Source organism: Hungatella effluvii (assembly GCF_003201875.1).
Classification (GTDB): Bacteria; Bacillota; Clostridia; order Lachnospirales; family Lachnospiraceae; genus Hungatella; species Hungatella effluvii.
On the sequence record NZ_QJKD01000002.1, the window covers coordinates 418,062 to 434,567 of the forward strand.

Genomic DNA, 16,506 nt, shown 5'->3' on the forward strand with positions numbered 1-16,506 from the left:
ATGGTAAGATAAGGATACAAAAAGCAGATGATTCAGACTGTAACATGAAATCCATCCGGTACGAGGTTAGGAGGACCAATTGATGAAAAAATGGAAACAGATTAGTGCCTGCTGTATGGCAGCAGTTCTGGCGGCTGCCGTTCCGGCGGGGACTGCCTGGGCCGGAAGCCCGGAATTTGCCAGAAGCGCCGAGGAGTGGGCAAAGCTTCGCGACAACGTCATGGAGTATGACGAACTGGCGGGGCTGATACATGAATACAATGTGACGGTACAGAATAATCAGCGTGATTATAACGATAAAAGAAATAAAAGCAGCGATGAGATCGCGCAGGACTACCGTGACGCGGCTGACGCGATCAGGAGCAGCATGTCGGGGGAGGACGACGCAGGCTCGATTCTCTCCGATGCGATGTCCGAGGCTCAGGCTCAGACTCTTGAGCAGCAGGCCGACGACAGCGTGGAAGACAGCGAGATATTTAAGATGACGTATGACCAGACGGAGAAGACACTTGTGTCCAATGCCCAGGCCAACATGATATCATATCACCAGAAGGTACTGGATCTGGAACTGAAGCAGAAAAATAGAGAGCTCCTTGCCGCCACCTATGATTCCGTGTCTCTTAAGATGAACAACGGCATGGCCACGCAGATGGATCTGCTGACTGCCCAGGAAAACTTACAGAATGCGGACGCGGCAATTTTAACTGCCCAGTCTGATTTGGAGAACACAAGGCAGAAGCTGTGTGTTATGCTGGGCTGGAGATACGACGCTTCCCCGGAGATAACGGATATACCATCCGCGGACAGCAGCAGGGTAGCGGCCATGAATCCGGCTGAGGACAAGGAAAAAGCGCTGGAGAACAATTATACGCTCCGCATTAACAGGAAGAAGCTGGCCAACTCCTCCAACAACTCAAAAAAAGAAAGTCTTCAGATGACAATAGACGACAATGTCCAGAGGATCGGCGCATCGGTTGATTCCGCATATAAGAATGTGATTCAGGCGCAGACTGCCTATCAGCAGGCGTCGGTATCCCTCGATGTGGCGTCAAAGAACATGGAAGCAGCGGAAAGAAAGATGTCAATCGGAACTATCAGCCGTCTGGACTACTTATCCCAGCAGTATGCGTATCTTCAGGCACAGACTGCCATGAAGAACGCGGATATGGATTTATTCCAGGCGATGGAATCGTACGACTGGAGTGTAAATGGTCTGGCAAGTGCCAGTGCAGGCATGTAACCGGCAGACAGGAACGCTTATCTCAGCCGGAAGGAGTAGAACATGAGAAAATGGAAAATGATGTTGTGCATGGCTCTGGCCGGTGCACTCGCCTTCGGAAGCCCGACTGCCGCATGGGCAAAGCTGTCAGACTACGATGCGGAGACTGCGGCGAGGCTGCAGGATAATAATCTGGAGTACGACGAACTGGAGAATCTGATCAGGGAGTATAATCCGGAGATCAGCTATGCGTACGGCCAGCTGGATTTCACGAGGGATGATACGGCGTCGACTGTCAGAGCAGTAAGAGATGATATTGAAGAAAGCGAATATAAAGATTTAGTCAAGGCCCTGAAGAAGCAGAAAAAACAGCTGGAGGCAATGCCTGACTCAGAGGAGAAGACGAAAGCACTGCAGGAACTGAATACCACGATCAAAGGGATGGAGGGGCTGATTTCCGCCCCGTCTTCCACAACCAAATCAACCGATAAGCAGCTGGAAAAGGCCAAAAAGCAGCTTGATACCGGTGTAAAATCAGCCTTAAAGGGCACACAGATGCTGATGATTTCCTACGATAATCTCCGCGCCCAGGTGCAGACTCTCGAAAAAGTGGTGGAACTGCAGAATGAAGCGCTGGAAGCAGCAAAGCTTCAGGCAGGGCTTGGAATGGCTACTGATACCGGCGTCTTACAGGCCCAGAGTGATTTACTGTCCACGCAGTCCCAGCTGGATAATCTCCGCAATCTGGCCGATAACCTGCGAAGCCAGCTTTGCCTTCTGACAGGCTGGAAGGTTGACGCAACACCGGAGATCGGCACTGTCCCCGCGGCCGACCCGTCCAAAATAGACGGGATTGATCTTGCAGCCGACATACAGACTGCCATTGGGAATAATCAGACACTGATTTCACAGCGCCATGCATCCTCGACGAAGTCTACCGCGGCAATCGATAACCGTCTGAAAAATATAGACGTGTCGGAGCAGCAGCTGACAGTTGAAATGCAGCGTTTATATCAGGTTATGCAGCAGAAAAAGGTGTTAAATGATGCGGCCGAGACCGCGTACCAGAAGGCGCTTCTCGCCAAAGGGGCGGCCGAACGCCAGTATCAGCTGAAAATGCTGAGCAAGCTTCAATACCTCGGAGCCGAGGTTCAGTACTATCAGGCGGAAGGCGCCAGGAAGTCTGCCGACACGGCACTGCTTCAGGCCATGCTTGACTACGACTGGGCGGTCCAGGGTTTTGTCTCGGTTCCTCAGTAATACAGCATCAAAAAGCATAGTAAAATGACGCAGTAAAACAGCAAAGATAGAGCACAGCAAAAAAGCTGTGAAACAGACAGGATGGGATCAGCGGTTAAGCTGTACCCGTCCTTCTGTTTTTCCACTGTCTTTTTTCAGAAGATCGAGAAGCTTTGAGCGTATCCGCACGTGGACCTCCGGCTGTTTTAGGATCAGCGCCTGGTAATCCGCAGCATCGAGGGACTGCTTTAAGACCTCTCTGGAGGAATCCGGAACGACGGCGTAGGTTGAATCGACAAAGCAGAGCGGAGGATAGAGGACACACCACCAGTTGTGTCCTTTTCCGCTGCCTATCTCCACCCGTACTGCGTCGTAGGTACCGCATGGGAACACCATATCGCCGTAAGTTTTTGTCGGAAAATAGCATTTTGTCACTTCCATATGTGCGGGATAGTCATATCCCTGGGCTTTCATGTAATCCTCTGCCTGCTGTTCTAAGCTGCTTTTATTGGCAAGAACATATTCTTTTGTGTCGTCCAGGGAGGCATTTTCTCCCAGCCCCTCATATATTGAATCAAGGAGCAGGGTTCTCACGCGCAGCTTCAGCTGCTGGTCTCCATCGGAATCACTGTTGGCAAGGACGTGGAACCGCAGAATTTCCGGTGCGATCCGGGCAGCCATGGCTTCTTCATTTCGGCGTCCGGAAGCCATGGTGAGCAGAAAAGCCAATAAAAGGCAGGTCATGCATAAGAATAAGTCACGTTTATATTTCATCAAAGAACCTCCAGTCTGCATTAAGAAAACTAAACTATCTATCAGTTGTAATTGTAACCATATGTGCTATAATATAAACACTGCAAAAAGGAAATTCCTTGGGCGGTAGAATGCTGCCGGAGGAATGAAAGTATGAGGAGAATGTAAAATGAACAGGAAAACAGCGGTCGTCTTATTCGGCGGCCAGTCATCTGAGCATGTGGTATCCTGCATGTCTGTGGTCAACGTCATCAATCATATGAATAGAGAGAAATACGACCTTCTTCTGATCGGAATTACAGAAGAAGGGCACTGGATCAAAACGGAATCGGTCAAGGATATTGAATCTGGTATCTGGAGGGAAGGAAAGACGAACGCAGTCATATCCCCTGATGCTACGAAGCAATGCGTCATCCTGACGGAGGGAGACCGTGTGGACTTTGTGAAAGTGGATGTCGTATTCCCGGTGCTTCATGGCCTGTTTGGGGAGGATGGTACCGTTCAGGGCCTTCTGGAGCTGGCCAGAATCCCATATGTGGGCTGCGGCGTGCTTGCGTCAGCCGTATCGATGGATAAATTGTATACAAAAATAGTGGTTGACGAATTAGGCGTGCGCCAGGCTGCCTACGTTCCCGTGATGAGGTCTGATTTGGGCGACATGGCAGCCGTTGTGGGAAGAGTCGAGGAGAAGTTCTCTTACCCGGTCTTTGTAAAGCCATCGAACGCCGGTTCGTCGAAGGGCGTGGCCCGCGCGGACGACAGAGAGGAACTAAAAGCCGCGCTTAAAGAGGCGGCAAAGCATGACAGGAAGATCCTGGTGGAGGAGATGATTAAGGGCCGGGAGATCGAGTGCGCGGTATTCGGAGGCGGGCTGGTTCCAGTGGAAGCTTCCGGTGTGGGCGAGATTCTGGCGGCCGCTGAATTTTACGATTTTGACGCCAAATACTATAATTCCGATTCCAGAACCGTTGTAAATCCGAATCTTCCGGGAGATGCGGCCAACGCGGTAAGAGAAGCGGCAAAGGCCATCTTTCAGGCTGTGGACGGATACGGTCTTGCCCGTGTGGATTTCTTTGTAAAAGAAGACGGAACCGTGGTGTTTAATGAGATCAACACGCTGCCGGGCTTTACGGCCATCAGTATGTACCCCATGTTGTGGGAAGCTGCCGGGGTAAGCAAGGACCTGCTGGTTGACCGCCTGGTAGAGCATGCGTTTGACCGTTATAAGCTCTAGGGCGTGTTGTAATAACACCCTGGAAACGGATCAAAACTTAAGGAGAGACACTATGGCAGACAGGAATTCACCCATAGGGGTATTTGACTCCGGCGTCGGTGGTCTGACCGTTGCGCGGGAGATTATGAGACAGATGCCGGAAGAGAGGATTGTCTACTTCGGCGATACCGCCAGAGTTCCATACGGCAACAAATCCGGCAATACGGTGATTCGTTTTACGAGACAGATTATCCGCTTTCTTCTGACACAGGACGTAAAGGCTATCGTCATTGCGTGCAATACTGCGACAGCCTATGCGCTGGAGGCGGTAGAGGGGGAACTGAATATCCCTATTCTCGGTGTTATCCATGCCGGTGCCAGAACGGCCACCCAGGCTACGAAAAATGGGAAAATAGGCATCATTGGCACGGAGGGGACGATACGAAGCGGAGTCTACACAAAGGTAATGATGGAAATGCGTCCTGACATCGAGGTAACCGGCAAGCCGTGCCCGCTCCTGGTGCCGCTGGTGGAGGAGGGACTTCTGCACGATTCCGTCACGGATGAGATTGCCTCCCGTTACTTAAGCGAGCTGAAAGGCAAATATATTGACACGCTGGTTCTGGGCTGTACCCATTATCCGCTCTTACGCTCTACAGTGGGACGCCTGATGGGACCGGAGGTGACTCTGGTGAATCCGGCCTATGAGACGGCTCTGGAGCTGAAAGCCGTCTTAACGGAGGCAGATCTGCTGTGTAGCGGCCCGGCAGAAGGGCAGGAACAGTATCTGTTTTATGTCAGCGATTTAGCGGAGAAGTTTACCGGCTTTGCGACGTCGATTCTTCCCGGCGCGGTAAAGGAAACCAGGCAGATCAACATAGAGGAGTTTTGATATGACAAGAGATGTACTGATTACCATAAGCGGCATTCAGTTTGCAGATGGTGACAGCAATGAGGTCGAGATGATCACTGCCGGAGATTATTTTCAGAAAAACGGCAGCCATTATATTCTATATGACGAGGTTATGGAAGGTCAGAGCGACATTATAAAAAATACCATTAAGATCCGTCCCCAGGGACTGGACATCATAAAGAGGGGATCCTCTAACGTCCATATGACGTTTGAGAAGGATAAGAAAAACCTTTCCTGTTATGCCACACCATTTGGAGAGATGATGATCGGAATTAACACGAACGATATCATGATTGCTGAAGATGAGGACAGCTTAAAGGTAAGGGTATCGTATTCTCTGGATATTAACTATCAGCATGTGTCGGAATGCAATATTAATCTGGACATTCATTCGAAGTCCACAGCGGATATTCATTTGAACAGTTAGAATCCCAACTGCCAGAATATAATACAGAACAGTCCATAACAGGATGGAATTAGGAAAGCGGCGTCAGGCTTCGGATCAGTATGGATCCGGAATCCGGTGCCGCTTGTTTTTCAGTACATGAAGTGAGTAAAGCTGCAAATTGACAGGAGGCCCTCTCTTTTGCGTACTCTTTTAGTAACAGACTTTAACGGCATGAAAAAAGCAGGTATGGATATTAGTTTCCATGCCTGCTTTGATTTACAAATTATTTGGAACTGCCTTTTGCCTTCTTATCTCTTTTAAACCTGTCCATAAATTTCTTCTTCTTCGGCGCAGCCGGAACCGCACCGCCGCGAATGCTCTTAATCTCGGTTATGTAGATACCGCTCACTACGACCTTAGCCTCCGTCTTGACTGGAAGAACATCGAATACCTTCGCATCTGCGATCAGCGTCATGACCTTCGGACCAATCTTGGCCTTTACGATCGGTACCTTCGCACGCCTCATGTACTTCGGCGTCTGCTCGTAAACGATCTTTGGAAGTCCGGCGTCCTTCAGCTTCATCTTTTTCTTGTCGATGACCAGCATGGATACGGTCTGTGCTGCCGCTTCCATAGCCTGCTGTTGTTCAACCTGGCGTTTTTCCAGCTTTCTACCGAGAAAATAGAGAACAGCCAGTACTACCACTAAGATGAGAAGAATCACCAGTAATACGTTTAAAATTGTGCTCACGGGGAATACCTCCAATAGTTCATTTTGTAAATAAAGTCTATCTGTAATAGTATAGCATTATATTATGGAAAGTGCAAGCAAAAAATGCTTGACACCTTGACAGGGCTATGATATTATGGAATGTGCACTATTGTGGCATCATGTGCCTTGAGGGACATTTATGCCCAAAAACAGAACCAATAGAAAGAAAACAGGGGTGAAACGTCAATGGAAAAAAGCAGAATGCGTCCGGTCCCAGCCGGTAAAAGCCTGAGAATGAGCTTCTCGAGACAGAAAGAAGTCCTTGAGATGCCTAACCTGATCGAGATTCAGAAGAATTCCTATCAGTGGTTCCTTGATGAGGGATTGAAGGAAGTCTTCGAAGATATCTCTCCGATCGCAGACTTTGCGGGTCACTTGAGTCTGGAATTTGTTGACTTTACATTATGTAAAGACGACATCAAGTATACCATAGAAGAATGCAAGGAAAGAGATGCGACTTACGCAGCTCCTTTAAAAGTCAAGGTAAGGCTTTGCAATAAAGATAAAGATGAGATTAATGAACATGAGATCTTCATGGGTGATCTTCCGCTTATGACAGATACCGGTTCCTTCGTCATTAACGGTGCCGAACGTGTTATTGTCAGCCAGTTAGTACGTTCCCCAGGTATATATTATGGTATCGGACATGACAAGGTAGGTAAGGAGCTCTATACCTGTACGGTAATTCCTAACCGAGGTGCGTGGCTGGAGTATGAGACAGACTCCAACGACATTTTCTACGTACGTGTAGACAGGACCAGAAAGGTTCCGGTTACCGTACTGATCCGTGCCCTTGGTTTCGGAACGAATGCCGAGATATTAGAACTGTTTGGCGAGGAGCCAAAGCTTTTAGCCAGCTTCGGTAAGGATACGTCCGATAATTACCAGGATGGCTTATTAGAGTTATATAAGAAGATCCGCCCAGGTGAACCTTTATCTGTTGATAGTGCAGAAAGTTTATTAAACAGTATGTTCTTTGACCCGAGAAGATATGATCTTGCAAAGGTCGGAAGATATAAATTTAATAAGAAGCTTCATTTCAAGAACCGTATCGTGGGCCACGTGCTTTCAGAGGATGTGGTGGATACCACAACCGGCGAGATTCTGGCGACTGCCGGCACGACTGTAGACAAGCAGCTTGCCGTAGATATCCAGAATGCAGCCGTACCTTACGTATGGGTGGAAGGCTTAGAGCGCAAGCAGAAAGTCTTATCCAACTTAATGGTAGATTTAGGCGCTTACGTGTCCTTCGATCCAAAGGACGCAGGTGTTACGGAGTTAGTATTCTATCCGGTACTTGAAAAAATTCTGGAAGATGTTGGCACGGAAGATGAAGAAGTATTAAAGAGCGCGATTCACAGAAGTTTGGGCGAACTCATTCCGAAGCATGTCACAAAAGAAGATATTCTGGCATCCATCAACTACAACATGCATTTAGAGCAGCAGGTAGGTAATGCCGACGATATCGACCATTTAGGAAACCGTAGAATCCGTGCGGTCGGCGAGCTGCTGCAGAACCAGTACCGGATCGGTCTTTCCAGAATGGAACGTGTGGTTCGTGAAAGAATGACAACACAGGATATGGAGGGCATTACTCCCCAGTCCTTAATCAACATTAAACCGGTAACTGCGGCTGTAAAGGAATTCTTTGGAAGTTCCCAGCTGTCCCAGTTCATGGATCAGAACAACCCGCTGGCTGAGCTGACTCATAAGAGACGTTTATCCGCATTGGGACCTGGCGGTCTGTCAAGAGACCGTGCCGGATTCGAGGTTCGAGACGTACACTACACCCATTACGGACGTATGTGCCCGATCGAGACCCCTGAAGGTCCTAACATCGGTCTGATCAACTCCCTGGCTACGTATGCGAGGGTAAACCAGTATGGATTTGTGGAAGCGCCTTACCGTCTTGTAGACAAGACCGAACCGGCCAATCCGATCGTTACCGACGAGGTCGTTTATCTGACTGCTGATGAAGAAGATAACTTCGTTGTCGCACAGGCGAACGAACCGCTGGATGAAGAAGGCCACTTTATTCATAAGAATATTTCCGGACGTTTCCGCGAGGAGACATCCGAATTCCAGAGAAAGAGCATCGATTTGATGGACGTTTCCCCGAAGATGGTATTCTCCGTGGCGACAGCCATGATTCCTTTCCTGGAGAACGATGATGCCAACCGTGCGCTGATGGGATCCAACATGCAGCGTCAGGCCGTGCCGCTGTTGACGACGGAGGCGCCAGTCGTTGGAACCGGTATGGAAGCCAAGGCAGCTGTTGACTCGGGTGTCTGCGTTGTGGCGAGAAATGCCGGTGTGGTAGAGCGTTCCGCTTCCAACGAGATCATCATCAAGAGAGATGCTGACGGCGGAAGAGACGTTTACCATCTGACCAAATTCAAGAGAAGCAACCAGAGCAACTGTTACAACCAGAAGCCGATTGTATATAAGAATAATCATGTGGAAAAGGGAGAGGTCATCGCTGACGGCCCGTCCACACAGAATGGTGAGATCGCCCTTGGCAAGAACCCGCTCATCGGATTCATGACCTGGGAAGGCTACAACTACGAGGATGCCGTTCTGCTCAGTGAAAGACTCGTTCAGGAGGATGTTTACACCTCCGTTCATATTGAGGAATACGAGGCGGAAGCCCGTGATACCAAGCTGGGACCGGAAGAGATCACCCGTGACGTTCCTGGCGTCGGTGAAGATGCGTTAAAGGATTTGGATGAGAGAGGTATCATCCGAATCGGCGCGGAAGTCCGTGCCGGAGATATCCTGGTGGGAAAGGTTACTCCGAAGGGAGAGACCGAGCTGACAGCTGAGGAGAGACTGCTTCGCGCAATCTTCGGTGAGAAGGCGAGAGAAGTCCGTGACACTTCCTTAAAGGTACCGCACGGCGCCTACGGTATTATCGTGGATGCCAAGGTATTTACAAGGGAGAATGGTGACGAGCTGTCCCCAGGTGTGAACCAGACAGTCCGTATCTATATTGCCCAGAAGAGAAAGATCTCTGTTGGTGATAAGATGGCCGGCCGTCATGGCAACAAGGGTGTTGTTTCCCGTGTACTTCCGGTTGAGGATATGCCGTTCCTGCCCAATGGCCGTCCGCTGGATATCGTTTTGAACCCTCTGGGCGTACCTTCCCGTATGAATATCGGGCAGGTTCTGGAGATTCACTTAAGTCTTGCGGCCAGAGCCCTTGGATTTAACATTGCAACACCTGTATTCGACGGCGCAAACGAGATCGATATCATGGATACCCTCGATGTTGCCAATGACTACGTCAACATGACCTGGGAAGAATTCCAGGATAAATATAATGACACTTTAAAACCCGATGTAATCGAGTATCTGGGTGAGCATCTGGATCACAGAGAACTGTGGAAGGGTGTACCGCTCAGCCGTGACGGTAAAGTAAGACTCCGCGACGGACGTACCGGTGAGTATTTCGACAGTGCGGTTACGATCGGACACATGCATTATCTGAAGCTGCATCATCTGGTTGACGATAAGATCCATGCCCGTTCGACAGGACCATACTCCCTGGTTACACAGCAGCCTCTGGGTGGTAAAGCCCAGTTCGGCGGTCAGCGTTTCGGAGAGATGGAGGTTTGGGCTCTCGAGGCGTACGGCGCATCCTACACACTGCAGGAAATCATGACTGTGAAGTCGGATGATGTGGTAGGCCGTGTGAAGACGTATGAAGCGATTATCAAGGGCGAGAACATTCCTGAGCCGGGTATTCCGGAATCCTTCAAGGTACTGCTGAAAGAGCTTCAGTCACTGGCTCTCGATGTACGTGTACTGCGAGATGATAATACCGAGGTACAGATTGCAGAGGCAATGGATTACGAGGAGACAGATTTACGATCCATCATCGAAGGTGACAGAAAATTCAGGGAAGAGGAACCTCTTGCTGACTACGGTTTCCAGAAGCAGGAATTCCAGGATGATGAACTGGTTAGTATTGATGAAGAAGAGGATGCAGACGGTATCGACGATTCTTACGAGGATTTCGATGACGCCGAATTAGACGATTCAGACGAAGAATAGTTGTGTATGTTAGGAAGGAGAACCGCTCATGCCTGAGAATAATGAAACTTATCACCCAATGACGTTCGACGCTATCAAAATTGGGTTAGCGTCTCCGGAAAAGATTCTCGATTGGTCCCATGGCGAGGTTAAAAAGCCAGAGACGATCAATTACAGAACCTTAAAGCCGGAAAAAGACGGTCTTTTCTGCGAGAGAATCTTCGGACCGAGCAAGGACTGGGAGTGTCATTGCGGTAAATACAAAAAGATCAGATATAAAGGCGTTATCTGTGACCGATGCGGTGTCGAAGTCACGAAGGCCAGCGTTCGTAGAGAGCGTATGGGCCATATCGCGCTTGCTGCTCCAGTTTCCCATATCTGGTATTTTAAGGGAATCCCGAGCCGTATGGGCCTGATTCTCGATATCTCACCGAGAACCCTTGAGAAAGTACTGTACTTCGCATCCTATATCGTACTGGATGCGGCGGATACAGGACTTCAGTATAAGCAGGTGTTATCTGAGAAGGAATACCGCGAAGAGGTTGACAAATACGGTTACGGCGCATTCCGCGTAGGGATGGGTGCAGAAGCAATCCTGGAACTCTTACAGGCGATCGATTTAGAGAAAGATTCCGAAGAGTTAAGAAAGGGACTGAAGGATGCCACCGGCCAGAAGCGTGCCAGAATCATCAAGAGACTGGAAGTCGTAGAGGCATTCCGCAACTCCGGCAACAAGCCGGAATGGATGATCATGACTGCGATCCCGGTTATCCCTCCGGATATCCGGCCGATGGTACAGCTGGATGGCGGACGTTTTGCCACCTCCGATTTAAATGATTTATACAGAAGAATTATCAATAGAAATAACCGTCTGGCCCGTCTTTTAGAGCTGGGCGCGCCGGATATTATTGTCCGCAACGAGAAGCGCATGCTGCAGGAAGCCGTTGACGCCCTGATCGATAACGGCAGAAGAGGCAGACCTGTTACCGGACCTGGTAACCGTGCTCTTAAATCCCTTTCTGATATGTTAAAGGGTAAGCAGGGACGTTTCCGTCAGAACCTGTTAGGAAAGCGTGTCGACTATTCCGGACGTTCCGTTATCGTCGTAGGACCGGAGCTGAAGATTTACCAGTGCGGTCTTCCGAAAGAGATGGCGATCGAGTTATTTAAGCCGTTTGTTATGAAGGAGCTGGTTGCCAACGGCACCGCTCACAATATTAAGAATGCCAAGAAGATGGTGGAGAGACTTCAGACCGAGGTTTGGGATGTACTGGAGGACGTAATCAAGGAGCATCCGGTTATGTTAAACCGTGCGCCTACACTGCACAGACTTGGTATCCAGGCGTTCGAGCCGATTCTGGTGGAAGGTAAGGCGATCAAGCTGCATCCGCTGGTTTGTACCGCGTTCAACGCGGACTTCGATGGTGACCAGATGGCCGTTCATCTGCCTCTGTCCGTAGAAGCACAGGCGGAGTGCCGGTTCTTACTCCTCTCACCGAACAACTTACTGAAACCTTCCGACGGTGGCCCTGTGGCCGTTCCGTCTCAGGATATGGTCCTTGGAATCTATTACCTGACCCAGGAAAGACCTGGCGCCAAGGGCGAGGGCATGGTATTCCATAATGTAAACGAAGCGATTCTTGCCTATGAGAACGGAGCCGTAACCTTACACTCCAGAATCAAGGCGAGAGTGACAAAGAAAATGCCGGATGGCACCGTGAAGACCGGTTCCGTAGAATCTACAGTGGGCCGCTTCATTTTCAATGAGATCGTTCCTCAGGACCTGGGCTTCGTAGACAGAAGCATTCCGGGCAACGAGCTTCTGATGGAGGTGGATTTCCACGTCGGCAAGAAGCAGTTAAAGCAGATTCTGGAGAAAGTTATCAACGTTCACGGTGCAGTTCAGACCGCTGAGACGTTAGACGATATCAAGGCGATCGGTTATAAGTATTCCACGAGAGCGGCCATGACCGTATCCATTTCCGACATGACCGTGCCGGAGAGCAAACCGAAGCTGATTGCGGACGCTCAGGCGACCGTTGACCAGATTGCCAAGAACTTCAGACGTGGTCTGATCACGGAGGAAGAGCGTTATAAAGAAGTTATCGATACATGGAAAGAGACGGATGATCAGCTGACTCACGATCTGCTTACCGGCCTTGACAAGTATAACAACATCTACATGATGGCGGACTCCGGAGCCCGAGGTTCTGATAAACAGATCAAACAGCTGGCTGGTATGCGTGGACTTATGGCCGATACAACCGGTCATACCATCGAACTTCCTATTAAGTCCAACTTCCGTGAAGGTCTGGACGTACTGGAGTACTTCATCTCCGCTCATGGAGCGCGTAAAGGACTTTCCGATACGGCTCTGCGAACAGCCGACTCCGGTTATCTGACGAGACGACTTGTAGACGTTTCCCAGGATATGATTATCCGCGAGGTAGACTGCTGCGAAGGAAAGACAATTCCTGCCATGGAGATCAAGGCTTTCATGGATGGCCAGGAGACGATCGAGGGTCTCGAGGAGAGACTGACAGGCAGATATATCGCTGAAACTATCACCGATCCGGACACCGGAGAAGTAGTTGTGAAGGCAAACCATATGTGTACACCGAAGCGTGCGGCTGCGGTTATGAAGACATTACAGAAGATGGGACGCGATTCCGTCAAGATCCGTACCGTTCTTACCTGCAAATCCCATCTGGGTGTCTGCGCGAAATGCTACGGTGCCAACATGGCTACCGGACAGCCGGTACAGGTTGGTGAGGCAGTCGGTATTATTGCCGCTCAGTCCATCGGTGAGCCTGGTACACAGCTGACCATGCGTACGTTCCATACCGGCGGTGTTGCCGGCGGCGATATCACACAGGGTCTTCCCCGTGTCGAGGAGCTTTTTGAGGCGCGTAAGCCAAAGGGACTTGCGATCATCGCGGAGTTCGGCGGCGTAGCTACGATCAAGGATACGAAGAAGAAACGTGAGATCATCATTACAGATAATGAGACCGGCAACTCCAAGACGTATTTAATTCCTTACGGATCCAGAATCAAGATCCAGGATGGCGTCTATTTAGAGGCCGGCGACGAGCTGACAGAAGGTAGTATCAACCCGCATGATATCTTAAAGATCAAGGGTGTCCGCGCGGTACAGGATTACATGATCCAGGAAGTTCAGCGTGTTTACCGTCTGCAGGGTGTTGAGATCAATGATAAGCACGTTGAGATGATCGTCAGACAGATGCTTAAGAAGATCAAGATCGAGGAGAGCGGAGACAGTGATGTGCTTCCGGGTACCTCCATGGACGTTCTTGATTACAACGATATGAACGAGGCACTTCTTGCAGAAGGCAAGGAGCCGGCGGATGGAAAACAGGTTATGCTGGGTATCACCAAGGCATCTCTGGCTACAGACTCCTTCTTATCAGCGGCTTCCTTCCAGGAGACCACCAAGGTTCTGACCGAGGCAGCGATCAACGGCAAGGTAGACCACTTAATCGGCTTAAAGGAGAACGTAATTATCGGTAAACCGATTCCTGCAGGTACTGGAATGAAGCGTTACCGTACCGTTAAGCTGAGTACGGACGGGGAAGAGATGAATGAAGATGAGATTATCCTTGGCGACGATCTTGCGATTCCCGTTACAGAAGAGTATTTAGAGGCTGAGGAAGTTCTGGACATCGATGATATTGATGAAGAGGACGTATAAAGCTGTCTGAGAATAATATAAGTCCCGGCGGACGGAGCCGGTTGGGCGTATGCTCAGCCGTCCGGCCCGCCGGGATTCTTATTTCTGCGGGTCACGAACCAGACGGAGCCTTCCGGCACATAGAAGAATGATTCGGAGGGGTGGAATAAACAGAACAGGCAGAATAGATGAATCAACTGCTTTCACAGGAGGTGAAGTTCATGGCAGATCTTATGATCGGAATCATTCTGATAGCAGCGGTGGGCGCGGTGATCTGGAAGAAAAGACGGGATAAAAAAATGGGAAAATCCGGCTGCGGAGGATGCTGCGGCAGCTGCGGGATGAACTGCCATCAGAGAAAAGACGATGGGAATGAGGAGACGGGGGACTGTAACTGACTGCCATATCCATATAAGTACGACAAAACAGAGATTGCGTCTTTCCAGAAAATATGATATCCTTATAATACGGTTTAAGAAACAGCGGTTCCGCTGACTTGCCAGGTCCGGTCATTTCGACAGAAGTTCCAGAATAAACCTGTACTATGATAACTGTATATCGATGGACTTTGCCTGTTTTTCATGTTATGATAAAAGACGAAAACTTGCCTGTCAATTAGTGAAAGGGGAGGGATAGAATGGCAGATCAGGAAACACTAGATGCGATTGCCGTCATGCTTGACGGACTGGAGACGCGGCTGTACCGGAAGCTGGACGAAAAGCTAGAAGAAAAATTAGAAGAAAAGTTAGAATTGAAATTAAAGCCGATCCGTACTGACATACTGACTTTATATGGAGAGGTACATGGTCTGAAGAACGAGATGGCCGATGTGCGTGATGATATCTGTGAACTTCGGAAGGATATGGATATTGTAAAGAAGCAGACTGTATACAATTACGATAAGATTATCGACAATTACGCCGCCATTCGGGAATTGCAGACTGTAGTGGAAGGAAAGATGGATAAACCGAGACTCGTTCAATAGGATGAATGGTATAAATTGAGAAAAAAGGCAAAGTCCGGGCCGGCCGGAGCTGCCTTTTTTCATTTTTTAGAATGTTTTAAAGAATTTCCTTGACAGAAAAATACAAAGTGTATATAATAATTAGGCGTGCATAAACGCGTCATGTTTTTGTGCAAGCAATCAGGCTGAAAGAAATACAGCAACCACAGACAATATCACAGGAGGTGAAAAGAATGCCAACATTTAACCAGTTAGTTAGAAAGGGAAGACAGACATCCGTAAAGAAATCCACAGCTCCGGCTCTGCAGAAGGGTTACAACTCTTTACAGAAGAGAGCTACAGATGTTTCCGCTCCTCAGAAGAGAGGTGTCTGCACAGCAGTTAAGACTGCTACACCTAAGAAGCCTAACTCAGCGCTCAGAAAGATCGCCAGAGTACGTCTGTCTAACGGGATCGAAGTAACAAGCTACATTCCAGGTGAGGGTCACAACTTACAGGAGCATAGCGTTGTTTTAATCCGTGGCGGAAGAGTAAAAGACTTACCAGGTACCAGATATCATATCGTTAGAGGTACACTGGATACCGCAGGCGTAGCCAACAGAAAGCAGGCTCGTTCCAAATACGGTGCTAAGAGACCAAAAGACAAAAAATAATAATTAGAACCACATGATTGAATTTCTAGTGCCGGATTGATGATATTGAACCTGTAGGTTGCAGGATTATATATAAGAGAACCGAGCGCGAACGCAACTTCAATGTTTGTGAGTACCTAAGATCTAATGAAAAGCTGTGGAACCTGTATCATGCAGGCTCGGGCGGCGATATTAAGGAGGGAAGTAACGTGCCACGTAAAGGACATACTCAGAAGAGAGACGTATTAGCAGACCCGCTTTACAATAACAAGGTTGTTACCAAGTTAATCAACAACATCATGTTAGATGGTAAAAAGGGCGTTGCTCAGAAGATTGTATACGGCGCATTCGGCCGAGTAGAAGAAAAGATGGGCAAACCGGCTGTCGAAGTATTCGAAGAAGCGATGAACAACATCATGCCTGTACTGGAAGTAAAGGCAAAACGTATCGGTGGTGCTACCTATCAGGTGCCGATCGAAGTTAAGGCTGAGAGAAGACAGGCATTAGCACTCAGATGGATCACTCTGTACTCCCGTAAGAGAGGCGAGAAGACCCAGGAAGAAAGACTTGCTAATGAGATTATGGATGCTGCCAACAACACTGGTGCTTCTGTAAAGAAGAAAGAAGACATGCACAAGATGGCAGAGGCAAACAAGGCATTTGCTCATTACAGATTCTAATAGGAGGAAAAAG

At 49.0% G+C, this 16,506-nt stretch carries 13 protein-coding genes; 11 read left to right on the top strand and 2 right to left on the bottom strand.

Going from position 1 to position 16,506, the window contains the following annotated elements:
* The first annotated feature begins 82 nt into the window (after positions 1–82).
* Positions 83–1,240: a TolC family protein gene (locus DFR60_RS05025; protein ID WP_110321923.1), complete on the top strand. Its 1,158-nt coding sequence runs from the start codon at positions 83–85 to the stop codon at positions 1,238–1,240.
* 42 nt (positions 1,241–1,282) lie between these two features.
* Positions 1,283–2,479, top strand: a complete 1,197-nt coding sequence (locus DFR60_RS05030; protein WP_110321924.1) for a TolC family protein — start codon at positions 1,283–1,285, stop codon at positions 2,477–2,479.
* An 87-nt stretch (positions 2,480–2,566) separates the two neighbouring features.
* Here DFR60_RS05030 and spoIIR read toward each other — a convergent pair whose 3' ends face one another.
* Entirely contained in the window at positions 2,567–3,232 is a 666-nt protein-coding gene (gene spoIIR, locus DFR60_RS05035) for a stage II sporulation protein R (protein WP_110321925.1), read from the bottom strand.
* A gap of 148 nt (positions 3,233–3,380) precedes the next feature.
* On the opposite strand from spoIIR, the gene DFR60_RS05040 reads away from it, so the two are divergent.
* Genes DFR60_RS05040 through DFR60_RS05050 form a run of 3 tightly spaced genes read left to right on the top strand, consistent with a single transcriptional unit; the run spans position 3,381 to position 5,764 of the window.
* Positions 3,381–4,445 (top strand): D-alanine--D-alanine ligase family protein, encoded by a 1,065-nt coding sequence (locus tag DFR60_RS05040; RefSeq protein ID WP_110321926.1) that lies wholly within the window; start codon positions 3,381–3,383, stop codon positions 4,443–4,445.
* 52 nt (positions 4,446–4,497) lie between these two features.
* Positions 4,498–5,316 carry a glutamate racemase gene (murI, locus tag DFR60_RS05045; protein ID WP_110321927.1) on the top strand — a complete coding sequence of 273 codons (819 nt, stop codon included), beginning with the start codon at positions 4,498–4,500 and terminating at the stop codon, positions 5,314–5,316.
* A 1-nt stretch (position 5,317) separates the two neighbouring features.
* Positions 5,318–5,764, top strand: a complete 447-nt coding sequence (locus DFR60_RS05050; protein WP_110321928.1) for a YwiB family protein — start codon at positions 5,318–5,320, stop codon at positions 5,762–5,764.
* A gap of 244 nt (positions 5,765–6,008) precedes the next feature.
* On the opposite strand, the gene DFR60_RS05055 is transcribed toward DFR60_RS05050, so the two are convergent.
* Positions 6,009–6,476, bottom strand: a complete 468-nt coding sequence (locus DFR60_RS05055; protein ID WP_110321929.1) for a hypothetical protein — start codon at positions 6,474–6,476, stop codon at positions 6,009–6,011.
* A gap of 207 nt (positions 6,477–6,683) precedes the next feature.
* On the opposite strand from DFR60_RS05055, the gene rpoB reads away from it, so the two are divergent.
* The 6 genes from rpoB (at position 6,684) to rpsG (ending at position 16,493) form a co-directional block, all read left to right on the top strand.
* On the top strand, positions 6,684–10,550 hold the full coding sequence (gene rpoB, locus DFR60_RS05060) for a DNA-directed RNA polymerase subunit beta (protein ID WP_207659499.1): 3,867 nt from the start codon (positions 6,684–6,686) through the stop codon (positions 10,548–10,550).
* A 28-nt stretch (positions 10,551–10,578) separates the two neighbouring features.
* Positions 10,579–14,238, top strand: a complete 3,660-nt coding sequence (gene rpoC, locus DFR60_RS05065) for a DNA-directed RNA polymerase subunit beta' (RefSeq protein WP_110321930.1) — start codon at positions 10,579–10,581, stop codon at positions 14,236–14,238.
* A gap of 200 nt (positions 14,239–14,438) precedes the next feature.
* Positions 14,439–14,615, top strand: coding sequence for a FeoB-associated Cys-rich membrane protein (locus tag DFR60_RS05070; protein ID WP_110321931.1), 177 nt, complete (start codon positions 14,439–14,441; stop codon positions 14,613–14,615).
* Positions 14,616–14,854: 239 nt separating this feature from the next.
* A complete protein-coding gene (locus DFR60_RS05075) occupies positions 14,855–15,202 on the top strand; it encodes a hypothetical protein (RefSeq protein ID WP_110321932.1) in 348 nt (115 codons plus the stop codon).
* Between the two features lie 212 nt (positions 15,203–15,414).
* A complete protein-coding gene (rpsL, locus tag DFR60_RS05080; RefSeq protein ID WP_002604732.1) occupies positions 15,415–15,834 on the top strand; it encodes a 30S ribosomal protein S12 in 420 nt (139 codons plus the stop codon).
* Between the two features lie 188 nt (positions 15,835–16,022).
* A complete protein-coding gene (gene rpsG, locus DFR60_RS05085; protein WP_002604731.1) occupies positions 16,023–16,493 on the top strand; it encodes a 30S ribosomal protein S7 in 471 nt (156 codons plus the stop codon).
* Positions 16,494–16,506: the final 13 nt, after the last annotated feature.